Origin of the sequence: Hyphomicrobium zavarzinii ATCC 27496 (assembly GCF_000383415.1) — a bacterium.
Lineage (GTDB): Bacteria > Pseudomonadota > Alphaproteobacteria > Rhizobiales > Hyphomicrobiaceae > Hyphomicrobium_C > Hyphomicrobium_C zavarzinii.
Window position 1 is genome coordinate 203,895 of record NZ_KB911257.1, and the last position, 19,152, is coordinate 223,046.

Sequence of the window (19,152 nt, forward strand, 5' to 3'; positions counted from 1 at the left end):
TCCTCCTATTGGATGGACTACGAGCGTTTTTATTGGGGCCGTGAAAAGGACGACGGAGGGGGAGCGGGCCCGCGTCGCCGCAGCCCACCTCCGAAATTCGTGACAAAGGGATTTGCCGTTTGGCCTAGGGGATCAGGCGATCAGCATCGCCGCGATCGCGAAGCCGGAGCCCACGAGGAGCATGCCATCCAGGAGCGCCGCGTTCTCCTGATTGCGTGCTAGCCAGCCGGTGATCGACGCGTCCGTCAGCGGAAGCGCGTTGAGCACGAGCGGCAGGAAGCGGCCAAGATTGAACACCAGGAAGACGCCGACGGCGAATGTCACGGAGCCTGAGAAGAGCGCGGCCCCCGTGACGGCATAGAGCAAGGGCGTCTGCACGTAGGTGAGATAGTTGAGGCCGAGCGAGAAGCCGTACAGGAGGCCGATCACCCACTTCGGGAAGCGCTGGCGGGCGTCATGCGGCACCTGGCAGCGGCGCTGCGGATAGGGCACCTTCACGAAGCCGAACTGATGGGCGCCGTAAGCAACGAGCAGGGCGGCAAAGGCCGGAATGGCGTAGGCGTGTACGCTTTCGAGACCGAGCACGGCGCCCGTTACGCCAAGCGCACCGCCGAGGACAAGCGCGCCGAGCGCATAGCCGATGGCGTGCGCGACGAGCGTAGGCGACCAGGCCACGACCGAGCGCAGCGAATACTTTCCGCTGGGGCGCAGCAGGCAGACGCTCGAATATCCACACGGAGACCACGTGGAGAGCAGGCCGCCAGCGAACGCGACTGCAACGAGCAGCCACGTCAGCGACGCTTCCATCGGCACGCCGGCCGCGAGGAGGTGAACAGCGGCGACACCCGACACGGCACTCATCGCCATCAGGATCGCACGCGTCGCCCGCGAACGCGGCGCAGCGAAGATCTCCGCGTCGGGGATGCGTTCAGCGCTGCCGGAACCGGCGACAAGAACAGCCGTCTGCTCTGCCATAAGAAGCCTCCAATTCGTATTCGTGCGTTTCCAATTTTGTTTCTTGCCGGCGGCGGCCCATTCGCAAGGCCGTCACCGGAGGAGCAAATCTTTTCCGTTGCCTCGCAAGGATGCGCACCCTCACGAGAGCCACGTCTTTTCTTCTTTCTGCCCGCCGTCGAACGGCAGGGCCGTCGTGTCCTTCCCGGAGCGACCGCTCAGGCAGTTGCGGCGGGCACAGAGCGGATGGTTCGCACCGGACCCGCCTGCATCTGCGTTGTCGCGCTAAGGAGGAAACGACATCACGCTCGGCAGAATGCGGGATCATTCTTTCAAGCGCCTCGAAGCACCCTTACAAATTTGACAGGAATCAAATTTCGTCCGCGCACTTAGCGCCGGACGTGCCGCACGCGGTAACCGGAGCGCATGCGCAGTTGAGCTTGCGGCGTCACTCTGACGGGGCGAGCCGGGAAATGAATGAGGACCTTGAGACCGGGATTGTTGTCACAAAGCTCAACCACCGCGCGATGAAGCTCACCGATGGCGACGGCAAAAGGAATTCCCAGGCCATGGCCCGGCTTCGCGCGTGACGTCTCAAGCCGATAGAAGCGCTGAAACAAATTGCGCATCTCATCGGGGGGAACACCAGCGCCGTTGTCGGCAATTATGATGTCCGTGCCACCCCGCACCTGGTCGATGCCGATGCGAATGGTGGTTCCGGCCGGGCAGTACTGAATTGCGTTCTCAACGAAATTGACGATCATTTCGAGAAGCAGCTCACGGTCGCCCTGCACGGCGGGGATCGGCCCCTCCGGCAAGGCCGCCTCAAGATGGAGATCGTGGTCGGATATGATCGGCTCGTAGACATCAATGACGTGAGACACCAGCGCGACCAGATCGACATCGACAAAGCGCGATCGCCAATTTCCCGACTGCAACTGGCCGATATTCAAAAGCGCTTCGAAGATCGCGATGAGGGAATCGATATCCTGAATGTTCTCCTCGATCTTGCGCTTGAACTCGTCCTGACTGAGCACACCAGTGCTGACGAGCTCGAGACGCTGGCGCAGGCGCGTCATCGGCTTCTTCAAATTATGCGCAATATCGGTGGAGGTCTGGTTCAGCGTCTGAATGAGATTGCGCGAATAGTCGAGCGACGTATTGATGGCATAGGCGAGCTCGGACAGTGCATCTGTGCCGCCTTGGAAGATAATTCGCCTGTCGATGTCGCCTGACGAGAATGCGGCCAACGTGGTGTTCATGACGTCGATACGCTGGCGCGAGCGGCGTGACAGGAAGGCCCACGTGGCAAATGCCAGGGCCAACACCGATCCATTGACCGCCACAAACGCGGCGAGCAATTCCGTGCGCTTCTCGAACGCCTTTACATCCGTCTGGCCGACGAGAAGGCGTCCGGCGGAGAACGGCGCGGCCGCTACATAAAAGCGATTGCTCGAAAAGCCGGTGCCTACGCGCGCGGAGTGGATCGACAGGTTTTCCGCCTGCCATGCCTGACGCGCCGAAATCTCCGAGGAGGTGTGAATAATGACGTCGCCGTTCCGATCCTTGATCGAGACGAACACCGCATCATCCTCATCCCAGGCACCCTTCGCGCCAACGAAGCTGACGAGCTGCGGGAAGCCGTGACTGTTCTCGTATGCGACGAGGGATGCCAGGATGCGATCGACACGCTCCTGGATGCGAGACGCAATCTCGGCCTGGGACTCGAGGCAAAGCCCTGCGAACGCGAAACTCGAGACGATCAGGAGAATCACGGCAACGCAACCCGCCACCTGCAGGTTGTAGCGCGTCAGGAAGATCTCATTCTTCATATATGGAGTAGCCGCAGCCGCGCACGGTATGGATCAAGGCCGTCTTGAACGGCTTGTCGACCTTGGCTCTTAGTCGAGAGATATAGGTCTCGACGACGCTGGTCTTCGGCTCGAAGCGGAAGCCCCACACGCGCTCCAGCAGCATGGTGCGGAGCACGACACGCCCCTTGCTGCGCAGCAAGATCTCGAGAAGCAGGCACTCCCTGGGAAGCAGGTTGAGCTGCCTGCCGCCGCGCGTCACGATCCGGTGGGCGACATCCATCTCGAGATCACCCACCACGAGCTTTTCATGCTCGTTGCGCATCGGCGACCTGCGGCCGAGCGCGTTGACGCGCGCCAAAAGCTCGGAAAAAGCAAAAGGCTTTACGACATAGTCGTCGCCGCCGACCTCTAACCCCTGAACACGATCGTTGATGCCGCCGAGCGCAGTCAGAAACAGGATCGGAACGGCACGCCCGCTGCTTCTCAGCGTGCGCGCGACGGCGAGGCCATCCAGGCCCGGAAGCATCCGGTCCAGGATCACAAGATCGTAGTCTTCCTGGATACCCAGCAGCACGCCGTCCTTGCCGTTACCAACGGAATCCACGGTGTGGCCTGCCTGCCGCAACCCATTCCCGACAAAGGAGCAGGTTTCCGGATCGTCTTCGATCACCAAAATGCGCATAACCGAAGCCTCGCTGCGTCAGTAGCGTCACTTCTTGGAAATAAATTTTATTTCCTATTACTCACAAACCTGCAGCGACGCAACATCGCACTGCGACTCTTCGAGCCTACCATCGCAGGGTCTCGAAGACGATCGGAGAGCGAGGATATTTTCTTCTCTCTTACCGTCGGAACCCGCGCTGAAAACGGATCGAAATTTACATTGCGTGTAAGGTTTCTGTTTTGATTGCCGACCGTAAACCTTCTCGTCAAACTGAACGGCGTGACAGAGCGCATATTCGCGCGTCACGCGGGTTTTTGTCGGCGGTCTGCTGCTGACGCGCGCCTCGTGCATTCCAGCCGACGACGCTTTCGACGCACGTATTTCAACCGCGCAAGAGTGGTTTCATGAAAGACGGACGCACTGGCGATGGCAGCGGAGAGAGCGCGCTCCGCAACGGGGACAGAGACAAGACGCAGGAACGGCCCGCAGCCCGGACGCCGGCACGCGCCAGCTCCAACAGAGTGTCCCGTCGCGATTTCATAGGAAACGTCGCCAAATCGGCCGGCGTCGCCTGCCTCGCAGCCGTCGCCCTCGACCAATACATCCGGACCGCCCGCGCAACTGATGCGAAAGCGCTGCGGCCACCCGGTGCCATCAAGGAAGAGGAGTTCCTGGCCGCCTGCGTCCGATGCGGGCTCTGCGTGCGGGCCTGCCCCTACGACACGTTGAAGCTCGCGACCATGGGCGAGGAGACTGCCCTCGGCACGCCCTACTTCGTAGCCCGCGACGTACCCTGCTTCATGTGCGATGACGTTCCCTGCGCTAAGGCCTGCCCCACCGGCGCACTCGATCGCGAGATCCCCAACATCCGCCATGCCGACATGGGGATTGCCGTGCTCGTCGACCACGAGACGTGCCTCAACTACAAGGGCATGCATTGCAGTATCTGCTATCGTGTCTGCCCCATTCGCGACGAAGCCATCACGCTCGAGAAGCAGACCATTCGCGGGCGGCAGATGATCATTCCGACCGTACATTCCTCGAAGTGCACCGGCTGCGGTACCTGCGAGAAGCAATGCGTGCTCGAGGAAGCGGCCATCCGCGTGCTGCCGCGTCCGCTCGGCCAAGGCAAGGCCGGCCGCAATCACGCGGGGCGGCCCGTGACTGGACACGGAACGCTGAAGCGAGATCTCTAGGATGGGTGCCCTCAAGCCGTATATCGAGCGCATGACGTCGGACGCGAGATCCTACGCGGCGGCGCGGCGGGGCTGGCTGTTCGCTCATCGTTTCTGGCTTATCCGGCGAATCTCGCAACTCGCCGTGCTCGGTATCTTCCTCACCGGCCCGTGGCTCGGCATCTGGATCGCGCGCGGCAACTTCGCTTCGAGCGAGATCGTCGGCGTTCTGCCGCTCGCGGACCCTTTCATCTTCCTGCAATCGCTTGCAGCCTGGCACAAGCCCATCGCGCTCGCCGTGATCGGCGTAGCGTTCATTTCGGCGTTCTATTTTCTCGTCGGCGGACGGGCGTATTGCAGCTGGGTCTGTCCGGTCAACGTCGTGACGGACACCGCCTATTGGCTGCGCGAGAAGCTGGGCCTGACGCGCGACCGCAAGCTCGACAAGCGCACGCGCATCTGGGTGATGGTGGCGGCCCTCCTCGCGTCTGCGTTGAGCGGAACGATCGCATGGGAGTTCGTCAACCCGGTGAGCCTGCTTCAGCGCGGCCTCATCTTCGGCATGGGTGCGGGATGGGGCGTCATCGCCGCCGTTTTCATGCTCGACCTTTTCGTGACGCGGCGCGGCTGGTGCAGCCACCTGTGTCCTGTCGGCGCCTTCTACGGGCTGATCGGATCCAAGAGCGTGGTACGGGTGAGTGCCATCAACAGATCCGCCTGCACGGATTGCGGTGCCTGCTTCAAGGCGTGCCCGGAGCCTCACGTCATCACGCCCGCCCTCAAGGGAGCGGGCACACACCTGATCCTGTCCGGCGATTGCACGAACTGCGCGGCCTGCATCGACTCCTGCTACATTGATGTCTTCCAGTATGGAAACCGCTTTGCGGCCAAGCACGACCCGAGCCGATTCCTCATCGAGCCGCATGGGGTGCCGGCCTCTCAACGGCGCGAGACCGCCGCCTGACCCTAACGCTTGCCTCACATGCACTTGCGCAGCGTCTCGCAGATCTTGTGGGCATCGTAGGGCTTGTCGACACGGAGCTTGTCGCGATCCTCGAAGCGCAAGGCGCTGGCGCCGTATCCCGTCGCAAAGATGTAGGGAATGTCGCGCTCGTTCAGAACGTCCGCGACGGGCGCAGAGGTCTGGCCAGAGCCGAGGTTCACGTCCAGCACCGCCGCGTCGATCGAATTGAGAGAGATGCATTCGAGGGCCTGGCGCGTGTCGTAGGCTGGGCCGACGACGATGCATCCCGCATCCTGCAGGATGTCCGCGAGCACGATCGCGATGAGAGGCTCGTCCTCCACCACCAGGATGCGCTTACCGTTCAGCGGATCCATGTCATTACCCGTCGATCGGAAGGAATAGTTCACACGAAATACCTCTGTCAGTAAACTCGCAGGCGTATTCGCCGTTCGATTGCGCAGCCAAGGACTTCAAGAGGCGCGTGCCGAAGCCGACGTGGCTCGGCTCGACGGCCGGCGGCCCGCCGTTCTCCTTCCACCTGAAATGCAGCCGCTGCTTCTGCGGCGCGGGGTCGACGCTCCAGGAGATGGCGATCTTTCCGTCGGGCACGGAGTAGGCCCCATATTTGACCGCATTGGTGAGAAGCTCGTGGATGGCCAGGGTGACGGATATGGCATCACGGGAAGACAGCACCACGTCCTCGCCATCGCGAAGGAGACGCGGTGTCTCGTCGCGATAAGGCGCGAACAGCGCATCGAGCACGTCGACCAGGCGCGCGCCGTTCCATTGGCTCTGGGTCAGAAGATTGTGGCCGGTGGCCAAGGCGTGGATGCGAGACAGGAAGCGGTCCTTCTGCTCGCCCTGCGCGCCCATCATGCTCTGCAAGGCAATGGACTGCACCGTGGCCAGCATGTTCTTGACACGATGATTGAGCTCGTCGATCAGCAGCGAGCGGGCTTCCTCGGCCTGCTTTCTTTCGGTTATGTCGAGCGCGAGCCCCGTCAGGGAGCCTGGCAGACCATTGACGCCGGGAACGTAGTGGCCCTGCTCACGCAGCCACCGGATCGTGCCGTCGCTGTGCTTCACGCGCAGCTCGGCCTCATAGGCGCCACGCGTGACGATGGCCTTTTGCCATGCTTCCGTGACGGCGCCCACGTCCTGCTCATGTATCCTCTTCAGCCACTCGTCCGTCGGGCACGTGCTGTCCTCGGGAGGAAGCCCGAGAATCACGTTCAGGCTTTCGTCCCACTGGCTCATGCGATTACTGAGATCATGCCGCCACGTTCCCATCTTCGCTGCGGCGAGGGCCTGGCGGAAACGTTCCTCGCTCTTGCTCAGACGCGCCGTGGAGGCCTCCAGCTCCGACGTTCGTTCCGCCACGCTCCGCTCGAGGTTTGCGGCGAGGCGCTCGAGCTCGCGCGCCTTGCGGTAAAGCTCGATGAAGACTTTCACCTTGGCACGCAGGATCTGCGGAACGACCGGGACCGGGACGTAGTCCACCGCGCCGAACTCGTATCCGCGGATGCGATCGAGATCAGAGAGAAGAACAGCGGAGATGAAGATCACGGCGATGTTCTGAAAGCGGGGATGCTCGCGAATGAGCTGAACGAGCTCGAATCCATCGAGATCCGGCATGCAGACGTCCACGAGAACGACGGCGACATCCGTCTTCAGGAGAACTGCCAGGGCCTCGTTTGCCGAGTTGGCGGAGATCAGATTTTCTCCCAGGTCACGCAGGATCACCTCGTAGCTCAGGAGCTTCGAAGGTTGATCGTCCACGAGCAGGATGTTCACTGCTTCCGGCAGCACGTCGTCCCTCCTAGCGGTGCAGCCACATGCGCAACGAGGCCAGCAACTGCTCCGTGTTGACGGGTTTCGCCAAGTAGTCCGAAGCTCCCGCTTCCAGACATTTCTCCCGGTCGCCCTTCATGGCTTTCGCCGTCAGGGCGATGATCGGCAGCCGCCTCCATTTCCCTTCGGCGCGAATGGCCTGCATGGTTTCATAGCCATCCATCTCAGGCATCATGATGTCCATGAGAACGATGGAAATCTCAGGGCTTTCCCGCAAACACTCGATCGCCTCGGCGCCGTTTGTCGCGGTCAAGACGTTCATTCCCCGCCGTTCGAGCACACTGCTCAGCGCGAAAATGTTGCGGGCGTCGTCATCCACCAGAAGCGCCGAACGGCCCACCAGCGCGTCGTCCGAGCGATGGAGGCGCTCGAGCATGCGCTGCTTCTCAGGCGGCAGATCGGGCACGACGCGATGCAGGAAGAGCGCGGTCTCATCCAGGAGACGCTCCGGCGATTCCACACCCTTGACGACGACACTGCGCGCCATGGAATGCAGCTTTTGATCGTCTTCCGCAGACAGCTCGCGGCCCGTGAATACGACCACGGGAATGCTGGACAGCTCGGCGTCGTCGCCCAACGTCTCCAGGATCTCGAAGCCCGTCATGTCGGGAAGCTTGAGATCGAGCACGACGCAATCAACGGGTGTCACGCGTAGATAGCTCAAGCACTCGGCGCCGTTCGAAACCGTGTCGATGTCGATGTCCTCGTGGCTCAGCAGCTCCCTGATGCCCATCTGCTCGGCCGGATTGTCCTCCACTACGAGAAGTCGGCGGCGCCGGTTCGCGCTGAACTCCTTGATGCGCTCCAGCGCCTCGCGAAGGACTTCAGTCGTTGCCGGCTTGGTGAGGAAGGCGAACGCGCCCTGAGCCAGTCCGTGCTGACGATCCTCGTCCAGTGTGACGAGTTGCACCGGAATGTGACGTGTGGCCGGGTTCTGCTTGAGCTGACTCAGTACGCTCCACCCCAGCATGTCCGGCAGGAAGACGTCGAGTGAGATGGCGTTGGGATTGAACTCGTTGGCGAGCGCCAGCGCGTCGGCTCCCCTCTGCGTGATAACGACCTTGAAGCCGCTGTCCTTGGCGAGGTCGGCGACGATGCGTGCGTAGTGCGGATCGTCCTCGACGACCAGAAGGACAGCATCGCCGGACGCGATGTCGTCCCGATCGTCCTCAACGGTTTCCACCACGCGCTCCGGTAAACGGAGCACCGGCGGCTCGAGACGCGTCCTGTTCCGGGCCACGGTCTCCGCATCCGCGACCACGCTCACCGGCGCCGAATATTTCTGCGGCAGGAAAAGGGTGAACGTGCTGCCCTTGCCGGGCGCGCTGTGCAACTGGATCTCGCCGCCGAGAAGGCTCGACAGCTCGCGGCTGATCGCGAGGCCCAATCCCGTGCCGCCGTACTTTCTGCTGGTGCTGGCATCCGCCTGCTGGAAGGCCTCAAAAATGATCTTCTGCTTCTCCGGCAGAATGCCGATGCCGGTATCCGTCACCTCGAAGGCGATCACGGACGGCGCGCCATTGAGCGTTGGATGGTCATAGCTCCAGCCGCCGGTCGCCGACGAGACCGTGAGCTTGACGCCGCCGCTCTCGGTGAACTTGAAGGCGTTCGAAAGAAGGTTCTTGAGCACCTGCTGAAGCCGTTTCGCGTCGGTGACGATGCTGCGGCCCAGCGTCGGACTGAGGTCCACATCGAACGACAGACTGCGGTTCTCGGCCTCGTGGCGGAACGGGCGCGCGATGGAGTCGAGCAGGCTCGGCAGATGCAGCTCTTCCGCATCGACGGACACTGTTCCGGATTCGATCTTGGATAGATCGAGGATGTCGCTGATGAGGTTCAACAGATCGCTTCCGGCTCCGTGAATGGTACGGGCAAACTCCACCTGCCTGTCGGAGAGGTTTCCGTCTGCGTTCTCGCTCAACTGTTGGCCCAGAATAAGGATGCTATTGAGCGGCGTTCTGAGCTCATGGGACATGTTCGCCAGGAATTCGGACTTGTACTTCGACGTGAGCGCGAGCTCGGTCGCCTTCTCTTCGAGCGCTCGGCGGGCGTGCTCGATCTCCTGATTCTTGGCCTCCACCTCGACGTTGCGCTCGGCAAGCTGCTGTGCCTTCTGGCCGAGCTGATCGTTCGTCGTCTGCAGCTCCTTCTTCTGCTCCTGCAGCTCCTGGGCGAGCTTCTGGCTCTGCTTCAGAAGCGCTTCGGTCTGCATGGTGGCTTCGATGCTGTTGAGAACGATGCCGATGCTGGCGGTCAACTGCTCGAGGAAGGTGAGGTGGGCCTTGTCGAACTCGTAGAGCGACGCGATGCCGAGCACGGCCTTGAGCTGCTCTTCGAAGACCACGGGCAGCACGACGATGCTGCGCGGCCGGGTTTCCAGCAACCCCGCGCCCACCGGAACCACGTCCTCGGGTATGTCGGTCACGAGAATGCGCTGCTTCTCGACAGCGCACTGGCCGATGAACCCCTTGCCCAGCTCCACGGTCTGAGGATAGCCGCGATCGGGATGATCGGCGTACTTGCCGAGAAGCTTGAGCTTCTGATTGTCGTCGGGGCTCATCTGATAGATGACGCCTTGCTGGCCGCGCACGAGCGGCACCAGCTCGGAAAGAAGCCTGCTGCCAACCGTGGTCAGATCACGCTGGCCCTGCAGCATGCCAGTGAAGCGCGCGAGGTTGGTCTTCAGCCAGTCCTGATCCGTGTTCCGCTCGGTGGTGAGGCGGAGATTGTCGATCATGGTGTTGATGTAGTCTTTCAGCTCCGCCACCTCTCCGCGGGCGTCCACCTGAATCGAGCGGGTCAAGTCTCCCTCGGTCACAGCGGTCGCCACCTCGGCGATGGCGCGAACCTGGTTCGTGAGATTGTCGGCAAGCAGGTTGACGTTGCCGGTGAGATCCTTCCACGTTCCGGCAGCGCCCGGCACGTTGGCCTGTCCGCCGAGGCGGCCCTCGACGCCCACTTCGCGCGCCACCGTCGTCACCTGATCGGCAAAGATGGCCAGCGTGTCCGTCATGTCATTGATGGTCTCAGCGAGGGCAGCGACCTCGCCCTTCGAATTCACGGTGAGGCGCTGCTTGAGATCTCCGCCCGCGACGGCATTCACCACCTTGACGATGCCACGCACCTGCTCCGTGAGGTTGGCCGCCATCACGTTCACGGTGTCGGTCAGATCCTTCCACGTACCGGCGACGCCAGGAACCTGAGCCTGGCCGCCCAACTTGCCCTCCGTGCCGACCTCGCGGGCGACGCGCGTCACTTCGGAGGCGAAGGCATTGAGCTGATCCACCATCGTGTTGATGGTGTTCTTGAGCTCCAGGATCTCGCCCTTCACGTCCACCGTGATCTTGCGCGAGAGGTCACCTCGCGCCACCGCCGTCGTCACCTCGGCGATGTTACGCACCTGGGCCGTGAGGTTTCCGGCCATCGAATTCACGCTGTCGGTGAGATCTTTCCAGGTGCCTGCCACCACACCAGGCACGACGGCCTGCCCGCCGAGGCGGCCTTCGGTGCCGACCTCACGGGCGACGCGTGTCACCTCCGCCGCGAACGAGCGGAGCTGCTCCACCATCGTATTGAGCGTTTCCTTGAGCGATAGGATCTCGCCGCGCACGTCCACCGAGATCTTCTTCGAGAGATCGCCCTGGGCGATGGCGGTTGCGACCTCTGCGATGTTGCGCACCTGGGCGGTGAGGTTTGACGCCATGAAGTTGACGCTGTCGGTGAGGTCCTTCCAAGTTCCGGCGACGCCCGGCACCTGCGCCTGTCCGCCGAGCTTGCCTTCCGTTCCGACCTCGCGCGCCACGCGGGTCACCTCGCCCGCGAAAGCGTTCAACTGATCCACCATGGTGTTGATGGTGGCCTTCAGCTCGAGAATTTCGCCGCGCACATCCACCGTGATCTTGCGCGAGAGATCGCCCCGCGCCACGGCGGTCGTGACGTCGGCGATGTTGCGCACCTGCGTCGTGAGGTTTGCCGCGAGCAGGTTGACGTTGTCGGTCAGATCCTTCCACGTGCCCGCGACACCCGGGACATTGGCCTGCCCGCCGAGACGGCCTTCCGTACCCACCTCACGCGCCACGCGCGTCACCTCTCCCGCGAAGCGGTTGAGCTGATCCACCATCGTGTTCAGCGTTTCCTTGAGCTGCAGGATCTCGCCGCGCACATCGACCGTGATCTTGCGCGAAAGGTCTCCGTTGGCGATCGCGGTTGCAACGTCGGCGATGTTGCGCACCTGATTGGTGAGGTTGGAGGCCATGGAATTGACGCTGTCGGTCAAATCTTTCCAGGTGCCCGCGACGCCCGGCACCTGGGCCTGCCCCCCGAGCTTGCCTTCGGTGCCGACCTCACGGGCGACGCGCGTCACCTCGGCGGCGAAGGCGTTGAGCTGATCCACCATGGTGTTGATGGTCTCGGCAAGCTGAAGGATCTCGCCGCTGACGTTGACGGTGATCTTCTTGGACAAGTCTCCGAGCGCCACGGCGGTGGCGACCTCGGCGATGTTGCGCACCTGCCCGGTGAGATTCGACGCCATGGAATTGACGCTGTCGGTGAGATCCTTCCAAGTGCCCGCGACGCCGCGCACCACGGCTTGGCCGCCGAGCTTGCCTTCGGTGCCGACCTCACGGGCGACGCGTGTCACCTCGCCCGCGAAGGCGTTGAGCTGATCGACCATCGTATTGATGGTTTCCTTCAGCTCCAGCACCTCGCCGCGCACGTCCACCGCGATCTTCTTCGAAAGGTCTCCGTTGGCGATGGCCGTGGACACCTCGGCGATGTTGCGCACCTGGGTCGTCAGGTTGCTCGCCATCGAGTTCACACTGTCGGTGAGGTCCTTCCAGGTGCCCGCAACGCCGCGCACATCCGCCTGGCCACCGAGGCGGCCTTCGGTGCCCACCTCACGCGCCACGCGCGTCACCTCGAAGGCGAAGGCGTTGAGCTGATCGACCATCGTGTTGATGGTCTCCTTGAGCTGAAGGATCTCGCCGCTGACGTTGACGGTGATCTTCTTCGAGAGGTCCCCGCCGGCGATGGCGGTGGCGACCTCCGCGATGTTGCGCACCTGGTTGGTGAGGTTGCCAGCCATCGAGTTGACGTTGTCGGTGAGATCCTTCCAGGTACCGGCGACGCCCGGAACCTGTGCCTGGCCGCCGAGACGGCCTTCGGTGCCCACTTCACGCGCGACGCGCGTCACCTCGGAGGCAAAGGCATTGAGCTGGTCCACCATGGTGTTGATGGTGTTCTTCAGCTCCAGGATCTCGCCCTTCACGTCCACCGTGATCTTGCGCGAGAGATCGCCGCGCGCCACGGCCGTCGTCACCTCAGCGATATTGCGCACCTGCGTCGTGAGGTTCGCCGCCAGCAGGTTCACGTTGTCGGTCAGGTCTTTCCAGGTGCCTGCGACGCCCGGCACGACAGCCTGGCCGCCGAGACGGCCTTCCGTGCCGACCTCGCGGGCGACACGTGTCACCTCCGCCGCGAACGAGCGGAGCTGATCCACCATGGTGTTGATGGCTTCCTTGAGCTGGAGGATCTCTCCGCGCACGTCCACCGTGATCTTCTTCGAAAGGTCGCCGTTGGCGACTGCGATGGTGACGTCGGCGATGTTGCGCACCTGGGCCGTGAGGTTCGAAGCCATCGAGTTCACGCTTTCGGTGAGGTCTTTCCAGACGCCCGTCACCTCGCTCACCTGGGCCTGACCGCCGAGCTTTCCGTCCGTGCCCACCTCACGCGCCACGCGCGTCACCTCGGAGGTAAAGATCGAGAGCTGGTTGATCATCGTGTTGACGATGGTGGCCGAGCGCAGGAAGTCGCCGGCGAGCGGGCGGCCGTCGACATCGAGACGCATCTTCTGCAGCAGGTCTCCCTGCGCGACCGCGCGAATGGTGCGCGTGACTTCCGCCGTCGGCCACAAGAGGTCGTCGATCAGGGAGTTGATGGAGGATTCCATTTCGCCCCAGGCACCGGCCGGAGTGCCGATGCGCACGCGCAGCTTGGTCTTTCCCTCGCGCCCGACCACCTCTCCGACGCGATCGAGCTGCTGGGCCATGCGCTCGTTCGTCGAGACGATCTCGTTGAAGGCATCGGCCACCCGCCCCCACAGATCAGGCCAATCGCCCGGCAGCCTCACAGAGAAGTCACCCTGACGCATGGCCTGGAGATTGTACAAAAGCTCGCCGAGGTGGCCGCTCATGTCCCGGCCGTTCGCGGGCTTTGCGAGGGGGACTTCCTCTGAGGACGCTACGCCTGTGCCTAAGTCGGTCATCTAGTTGCTCCGAACGAGATACGTATCGGTTGCGTTAAGCGTGGACGAGAGCACGTGCCGTCACTATCCCCGTCGGGGCTTGTTCTTCAGAACGATTGCGAAGACGATGAGAAAAAACGTGAGGAGCCGCACGAAGTAGTAGACCGGCTCATGCTCCTCCAACGACGGATTGACGCCGAGATAGAAGCGGCCGATGCCGTCGACACCGAAAGCGACGGCGAACAACAGAAAAAATACGTCCCGCGTCTGCCGCCAGAACTTGAGGAAGAAAAGCGAGGCCATCAGAGAGGCCATCGCCACGGCACCGAGCAGAACGGAGTTGACCTGATCGTTCATTCCGAATCCCACACCAAGCCATAGAGGAGGATCATCATCGCGCCGAGCGCGCTCGCCGTGCGCCACAACGAAAGGTCACCATCGGGAATGACAAGCTTGTCGATCACCAGCAGAAGATTGTTGATGGTGAGGCCCGCGAAGCAAAGTCCGCTCCAGAGCAGCAGGCGGTAGCCGCTCTTCGCGTAAGCATTCAGCAAGAGGTACGTGCACAAGAGGGCCGTCATGGCACAGAGGCTGTAGATGGTCGCGACGATCATCCACGGTCCTTTCTCAGTTTGAACGCATTGGCGAACTCCCGAATTCGGCGCGGCTTCGAGTGGATTATGTTGGTAACGGCGATGAGGTTGCTCTTGTAGGTCTCGGCCAGACGCGCCACCATTTGCTCAATCTCCGGAGAACGAGGGGCATACCGGTATATTCCGTCCCCGCACGCGAGCAGTCCGTCGTTGCACAGATTGGCAAGGATCTCCTCCGTGCTCTGCTCTGAGATATAGAGTCGTCTGGCCGTGGAGGTGACATCCCAAACCTCTTCCTCGTGGCGGCGTAGAAGAAGCAGAGCCTCTATCTGGGCGATCGAATCGATGTGCCTCAGGATGAAGTCCTGAAGATCCAGAGGTACTGGGCTCTCCGACATTGCTCTTCTGGACTCACCCCTTTGTGCTGCGTGATAGGTGTGCTGCGTGATAGGCAAACTGCGCCAGCCGATGTGACAGTCATCGGCCAGGCTCAGCGGACGGATCGACAAAAAAAGTCTTGCTCTCGTGCACCCCGATAGCGGCGAACTCAGCAAAACGCGGCACGGGCGCGAAGGTTCCCATCTGAGGCCGAAGAAAATTGGAGCCGCCGGCGGCGGTGCTACGAGGCCGTCATCTTGACCTCTGCTGGAGCACTCTTTCGCCAGATCCTGGCCTCTAACGGATGATTGCAAAACGCAGCGAGCCCGCCACCCCAAAGGGGTGCTGGCTCACTGATCGTGACGTCTTTGAAAAGGGTGCGCGGGGCCGGACGCGGAATGCTCTAGAAGAGATCCATCCAGCGGTTCACTACGCGCTCACCAAACGCGCGCTGAGCAGCGTCGAACTGCGCGAACTCGCGGTCCATCCTCGCAGCCATGTCCGCGATCTCCGCCTCGGAATGGCCGGTCTCGGACGAGAGTTCCCTGCGAAGCCAGATGTCCACGACCTCGCGCTCGGCTTCGAAGTGGCACTGGAAGCCATAGGTCTTCGCACCCACGCGATACACCTGATTTGGAATATTGTCGCCGTGCATCAGGTGAACGGCCCCCGGCGGTAACGCCAGCGTGTCGTTGTGCATCTCAAAAAGCGGAATGCTCTCGGGTGTATCGTGGAGCAGCGCATCCGATGCGGCTTCGGGCTTTACCCTGAGCTCCGTGAACCCGAACTCGAAGAAGCCTTGCGGCATCGCACCGCCGCCCAATGCGCAAGCGATGCTTTGCGCGCCGAGGCAGGATCCGAATACCGGCTTTTCGTCCTCGTGAAACGCGCGGATCGTCCGGAACAGGCCGTCGAAATAATCTGCATAGCGCGGATCGTGAGCACCGATCTCGCCGCCGAACACGATCAGCCCGTCAAACTGCTTCGTTTGTTCGGGGAGCGCGTCGCCCTTCAACCTGAACGACCAGTGGAGGTCGGCCCCCCGATCCTGCACGACTTTTCCGATGCATCCTGTTTCTTCGACACCGGCCATGCCGCCGGGCATGATGGCGAGAATCTTCACGGGAACGGTCACCAGGGTCTTCCAGCTCTCGAATGAAGGATCGCCTCTCGGCGACGCGTGGTCTCTACTTTTTCGATTTCGCGGGCTTCGGCATGAGGTTGTACAAACTCACGCGCGTCGCCTCGATGTGCATTTTCATGCGCTGCGCGGCAAGCTCACTGTTCTGGCTCTCGATCGCCGCGTAGATACCCTGATGATGATCGTTCGCGCGATCCTCCAGGCGGTTGAACACCTTTCCGACGGGCAGGAACATCGCCGCGCGCGATTGCTCGACCGCCTCGAAAAGAAAATGGTTCATGGACGCTTCGGCGATGGCGAGATGAAACTCGGAGTCGCAGGCGAAGAAGCGTGCGATGTTGGAGATGTTCGCGCGGCTTTCCTTGTTCGCACACAGCGCATCCATTTCGGTGAGCGCGCTGCGCAGGCGGGCGAGATGCTTCTTGTCGCGCCGCACGGCCGCGAGCGAAGCTGCAGCGCATTCGTTCGCCAGCCTGTATTCGAAGAGGCTGTCGAGAAGACCCCTCTGGGTCTCCATGTAGGCCTCGATCTCCGCATTGTTCAGCCGGTTCTGGCCGAGCACGATGAGACCTCCCGCAGCGCCGCGCTTGACCGCGAGCAATCCCTCGCCTTCGAGTACGCGGATCGCCTCGCGGATCGTCGTTCTAGATACGAGCATCTGCGTGGCCAAATCCCGCTCGGGAGGGAGCTTGTCTCCCGGCATGAAGCGGCCGAGGAAAATTGCCTTGCGAAGCTGCTCGACGACCAGCTCGTAAGTCGCTGTGGCCCTGATGGAGCCGATCGAATGATCCGGCTGTTTAACGGGAGCAGAGGGGTTCACGTGTTTTGCTCTCATTGTCTATGCGCGCGCTTTGTGCACATGCACAATGATATAGCACCTATTGGACCAATGGTCTAATGATTGATTGGTTGCTCTTAGCCTGTGACGATGTGCCCATTGAGGTCAATCAGTTTCGAAAAGCAATTCAAGTTTTTTGCTAAGAGAAAGAGAAACGGCATCAGGCGGATTTTCCGCCTAATGCTTCGGCCATATGACGGGCGCACTCGCCGAGCGCCGCGTCTGCTTCCGGCAAAAGACCGCGAAGCGAAACGAAGCCATGGATCATGTCCTCGTAGCATTTGTGCTTCACCTCGACACCGCTTGCCGCGAGCTTGCGAGCGAAGTCCTGACCCTCATCACGCAGGGGATCGAAACCGGCGGTGATGACCAGGGCTTGCGGCAGCCGCGATAGATCTTTCGCGAGCAGCGGAGAGGCCAGCTCGTTGCCTCCGTCACCGTTGGGGCCAAGGTAGCTCGCGATATAGAAGGGCATGCTGTTCAGGAGGTAGCCCTTCGAGTAGAGGCGCTTCGACTCGTTCTGGCTCGTGAGGTCCGTCACCGGGTAGATGAGAAGCTGATACCTGATTTTCGGGCCGCCTTTGTCCCGGGCCTGGAGGCAGGCCGCGATTGCAACGTTGCCGCCCGCGCTGTCGCCGCCGACTGCGATCCGATCCGGATCGACGCCGAAGGCGGCTGCGTTGGCGCTCATGTATTCAGCGACCGCGTAGGCATCGTGTGCTGCCGCGGGGAAGGGGTTTTCCGGGGCCAGCCGATAGGCCGGCGACACGACGAGACAGCCGGCCTTGCTGGCGAGAACCCGGCAAATGGAATCGTGCGTGTCGATGTCGCCGCGGATGAAGCCGCCACCGTGGTAGTAGATCAGAAGGGGGCGCTTTTCACCGACGAGCCCCTCCGGCTGATAGGCCCGCGCGGGGATGGATCCTGCGGGGCCTGGTATTTCGAATTCCCAGACGCGCCCCATATGGGGGGCCGGCGCATCCACGCCCGCCATATCTCCCTTCCACTCTTTTCTCGCCTCGTTCGGATCCTGCACCTCCACCGGAACGGCATTGGGGTTTTCAGGCTGAGACAGGATGTTTTTCAGGGTGGGGTGCAATTCGCTCATAAGGGGACCACGTAGATTGTCGTTGAAGGAAACTGAAAGCGAGAAACGCGGGCTCAAACCGTCTTGAAGTAGCGCTTCAGCTCGTACGGCGTGACCTGCTCGGCCTGCCACGCCAGCCAGTGCTGCCACTCGATGTCCCGAGAGGCCGCGTAGTGCTCGACGAAGGCGCTGCCCAGGTAATCCTTGGCGATCTCGGAATTGCGGAACATCTCGGTCGCTTCGGGCAAGGAGGACGGCAGGCGCGCCCAATTGGGATCGAGCGCGGCATTGCCTTCCGCGCCTGCGAGCGGCGCGAGCTTGCTCGTCAGTCCCAGGTGACCGCCGGCGAGCATGGCCGCAAGGACCAGATACATATTGGTATCGGCGCCCGGCACGCGATGCTCGAAACGGAAAGCGTTGCGGCCCGGCTGGCGGATGGCGCGCAGCGCGGCACTCCGGTTGTCGTAACCCCAGGATGCATTCTCCGGCGACCAGGACTTGTAGTCGAACCGGCGGTACGAGTTGACGTTCGGCCGGAACAGGATCGAGAACTCCGGCATCGTCTTGATGAGGCCGGCCGCGTAGCTCAGCGCCGGGTCCGACATTGTGGTCCGCGCGGGATCGAAGAACGCGTTCTGCCCGTTCTGCCAAAGGCTCTGGTGCACATGGCCGCCGGACCCGGACTCGCCGATCTTCCATTTGGCCATGAACGTCGCGACCAAGCCACGCTCCGCACAGAGCGCGCGGAAATAGGATTTGGCGCGCGTTGCATTGTCGGCTGCTGCGACAGCCCCGGCAGGCGCGAGCGCGAACTCCAAGGCGCCGAACCCGAGCTCGGTGTGGAACGCTTCCACCTCCACGCCCGCGCCGCGCATCCGCTGCATGAAAGCGCATGCCAGCTCGCGCACGCCGTCCGATTCCGCAAGCCGATAGGCATTGTGCATGGCGCCGAGGGGCTTCATCTCGTGATGGCGGCCTTCCGCCATAAGCCCCTCGTCCGCATGCATGACGAATGCTTCGAACTCGATGCCGAACATGGGTTCGTAGCCCGTCTCCTGGAAGCGGGACGCCACCTTCTTCAGGACGGACCTCGGCGCGAGCGGATAAGGCGAGCCGTCGGGATTGTACATGTCGTAAATGACGGCGGCGGTGTTCTCGCGCCAATTGAGGGGCACGGCCGTGTCCGGATCCGGACGGGCCTTCATGTCGGGGAAGCCGTTGTCGAAGGAGCTGTGCCTCGTCACCCAGACGTCGTCGACCGGCGTAAACTGATAAACGATGGTGCAGAAAGCGCCTTGCGAATCCGGCTTCACCTTCGCGGCCGGCAGGAACTTGCCGCGGAGCGCGCCGTCTAGATCGACGGTCTCCATCTGCACGAACTCTATTCCCTGCTCCGGCAGGCTTCCCAAATCCAGTCGCTTGGCTGGCGCGGCCATTCTTGATCCCAGCTTT

General features: G+C 62.1%; 15 protein-coding genes. 2 read left to right on the forward strand and 13 right to left on the reverse strand.

Going from position 1 to position 19,152, the window contains the following annotated elements; genetic code table 11:
• Window positions 1-132: 132 nt before the first annotated feature.
• From F812_RS0108860 to F812_RS0108870, 3 genes are all read right to left on the reverse strand, one after another.
• Window positions 133-975 (reverse strand): cytochrome c biogenesis protein CcdA, encoded by an 843-nt coding sequence (locus F812_RS0108860; protein ID WP_020085615.1) that lies wholly within the window; start codon window positions 973-975, stop codon window positions 133-135.
• Window positions 976-1,343: 368 nt separating this feature from the next.
• On the reverse strand, window positions 1,344-2,786 hold the full coding sequence (locus F812_RS23255) for a sensor histidine kinase (protein WP_020085616.1): 1,443 nt from the start codon (window positions 2,784-2,786) through the stop codon (window positions 1,344-1,346).
• Entirely contained in the window at window positions 2,776-3,450 is a 675-nt protein-coding gene (locus F812_RS0108870) for a response regulator (protein WP_020085617.1), read from the reverse strand. Before F812_RS0108870 ends, F812_RS23255 begins: the two co-directional genes overlap by 11 nt.
• 386 nt (window positions 3,451-3,836) lie before the next feature.
• On the opposite strand from F812_RS0108870, the gene napG reads away from it, so the two are divergent.
• Window positions 3,837-4,628 (forward strand): ferredoxin-type protein NapG, encoded by a 792-nt coding sequence (napG, locus tag F812_RS0108875; RefSeq protein ID WP_020085618.1) that lies wholly within the window; start codon window positions 3,837-3,839, stop codon window positions 4,626-4,628.
• A gap of 1 nt (window position 4,629) precedes the next feature.
• On the forward strand, window positions 4,630-5,571 hold the full coding sequence (gene napH / locus F812_RS0108880) for a quinol dehydrogenase ferredoxin subunit NapH (RefSeq protein ID WP_020085619.1): 942 nt from the start codon (window positions 4,630-4,632) through the stop codon (window positions 5,569-5,571).
• A gap of 14 nt (window positions 5,572-5,585) precedes the next feature.
• On the opposite strand, the gene F812_RS23260 is transcribed toward napH, so the two are convergent.
• From F812_RS23260 to F812_RS0108930, 10 genes are all read right to left on the reverse strand, one after another.
• The gene (locus tag F812_RS23260) at window positions 5,586-5,945 is read right to left on the reverse strand and encodes a response regulator (protein ID WP_020085620.1); all 360 of its coding nucleotides are present in this window, start codon (window positions 5,943-5,945) and stop codon (window positions 5,586-5,588) included.
• Window positions 5,946-5,949: 4 nt separating this feature from the next.
• Window positions 5,950-7,380: a sensor histidine kinase gene (locus F812_RS23265; RefSeq protein WP_020085621.1), complete on the reverse strand. Its 1,431-nt coding sequence runs from the start codon at window positions 7,378-7,380 to the stop codon at window positions 5,950-5,952.
• Between the two features lie 10 nt (window positions 7,381-7,390).
• Window positions 7,391-13,684: a HAMP domain-containing protein gene (locus F812_RS0108895; RefSeq protein WP_026867970.1), complete on the reverse strand. Its 6,294-nt coding sequence runs from the start codon at window positions 13,682-13,684 to the stop codon at window positions 7,391-7,393.
• Between the two features lie 63 nt (window positions 13,685-13,747).
• Entirely contained in the window at window positions 13,748-14,020 is a 273-nt protein-coding gene (locus tag F812_RS0108900) for a DUF5985 family protein (protein ID WP_020085623.1), read from the reverse strand.
• Window positions 14,017-14,277, reverse strand: coding sequence for a DUF5985 family protein (locus F812_RS0108905; protein WP_020085624.1), 261 nt, complete (start codon window positions 14,275-14,277; stop codon window positions 14,017-14,019). Before F812_RS0108905 ends, F812_RS0108900 begins: the two co-directional genes overlap by 4 nt.
• Window positions 14,274-14,654 (reverse strand): hypothetical protein, encoded by a 381-nt coding sequence (locus F812_RS0108910; RefSeq protein WP_020085625.1) that lies wholly within the window; start codon window positions 14,652-14,654, stop codon window positions 14,274-14,276. Before F812_RS0108910 ends, F812_RS0108905 begins: the two co-directional genes overlap by 4 nt.
• A gap of 383 nt (window positions 14,655-15,037) precedes the next feature.
• The gene (locus F812_RS25400; protein ID WP_020085626.1) at window positions 15,038-15,769 is read right to left on the reverse strand and encodes a type 1 glutamine amidotransferase; all 732 of its coding nucleotides are present in this window, start codon (window positions 15,767-15,769) and stop codon (window positions 15,038-15,040) included.
• Between the two features lie 52 nt (window positions 15,770-15,821).
• A complete protein-coding gene (locus tag F812_RS0108920; protein ID WP_020085627.1) occupies window positions 15,822-16,595 on the reverse strand; it encodes a FadR/GntR family transcriptional regulator in 774 nt (257 codons plus the stop codon).
• 178 nt (window positions 16,596-16,773) lie between these two features.
• Window positions 16,774-17,721, reverse strand: a complete 948-nt coding sequence (locus tag F812_RS23275) for an alpha/beta hydrolase (RefSeq protein WP_083929135.1) — start codon at window positions 17,719-17,721, stop codon at window positions 16,774-16,776.
• A 53-nt stretch (window positions 17,722-17,774) separates the two neighbouring features.
• Window positions 17,775-19,136: a glutamine synthetase family protein gene (locus F812_RS0108930; RefSeq protein WP_020085629.1), complete on the reverse strand. Its 1,362-nt coding sequence runs from the start codon at window positions 19,134-19,136 to the stop codon at window positions 17,775-17,777.
• Window positions 19,137-19,152: the final 16 nt, after the last annotated feature.

Bases quoted from the DNA above. Each gene is read 5' to 3' on its own strand.
- F812_RS0108905 (WP_020085624.1), bottom strand. From the start codon at position 14,277: ATGATCGTCGCGACCATCTACAGCCTCTGTGCCATGACGGCCCTCTTG.
- napH (WP_020085619.1), top strand. From the start codon at position 4,630: ATGGGTGCCCTCAAGCCGTATATCGAGCGCATGACGTCGGACGCGAGA.
- F812_RS0108870 (WP_020085617.1), bottom strand. From the start codon at position 3,450: ATGCGCATTTTGGTGATCGAAGACGATCCGGAAACCTGCTCCTTTGTC.
- F812_RS0108910 (WP_020085625.1), bottom strand. From the start codon at position 14,654: ATGTCGGAGAGCCCAGTACCTCTGGATCTTCAGGACTTCATCCTGAGG.
- napG (WP_020085618.1), top strand. From the start codon at position 3,837: ATGAAAGACGGACGCACTGGCGATGGCAGCGGAGAGAGCGCGCTCCGC.
- F812_RS0108895 (WP_026867970.1), bottom strand. From the start codon at position 13,684: ATGACCGACTTAGGCACAGGCGTAGCGTCCTCAGAGGAAGTCCCCCTC.
- F812_RS23275 (WP_083929135.1), bottom strand. From the start codon at position 17,721: ATGAGCGAATTGCACCCCACCCTGAAAAACATCCTGTCTCAGCCTGAA.
- F812_RS0108930 (WP_020085629.1), bottom strand. From the start codon at position 19,136: ATGGCCGCGCCAGCCAAGCGACTGGATTTGGGAAGCCTGCCGGAGCAG.
- F812_RS23260 (WP_020085620.1), bottom strand. From the start codon at position 5,945: ATGGATCCGCTGAACGGTAAGCGCATCCTGGTGGTGGAGGACGAGCCT.
- F812_RS23255 (WP_020085616.1), bottom strand. From the start codon at position 2,786: ATGAAGAATGAGATCTTCCTGACGCGCTACAACCTGCAGGTGGCGGGT.
- F812_RS0108860 (WP_020085615.1), bottom strand. From the start codon at position 975: ATGGCAGAGCAGACGGCTGTTCTTGTCGCCGGTTCCGGCAGCGCTGAA.
- F812_RS0108900 (WP_020085623.1), bottom strand. From the start codon at position 14,020: ATGAACGATCAGGTCAACTCCGTTCTGCTCGGTGCCGTGGCGATGGCC.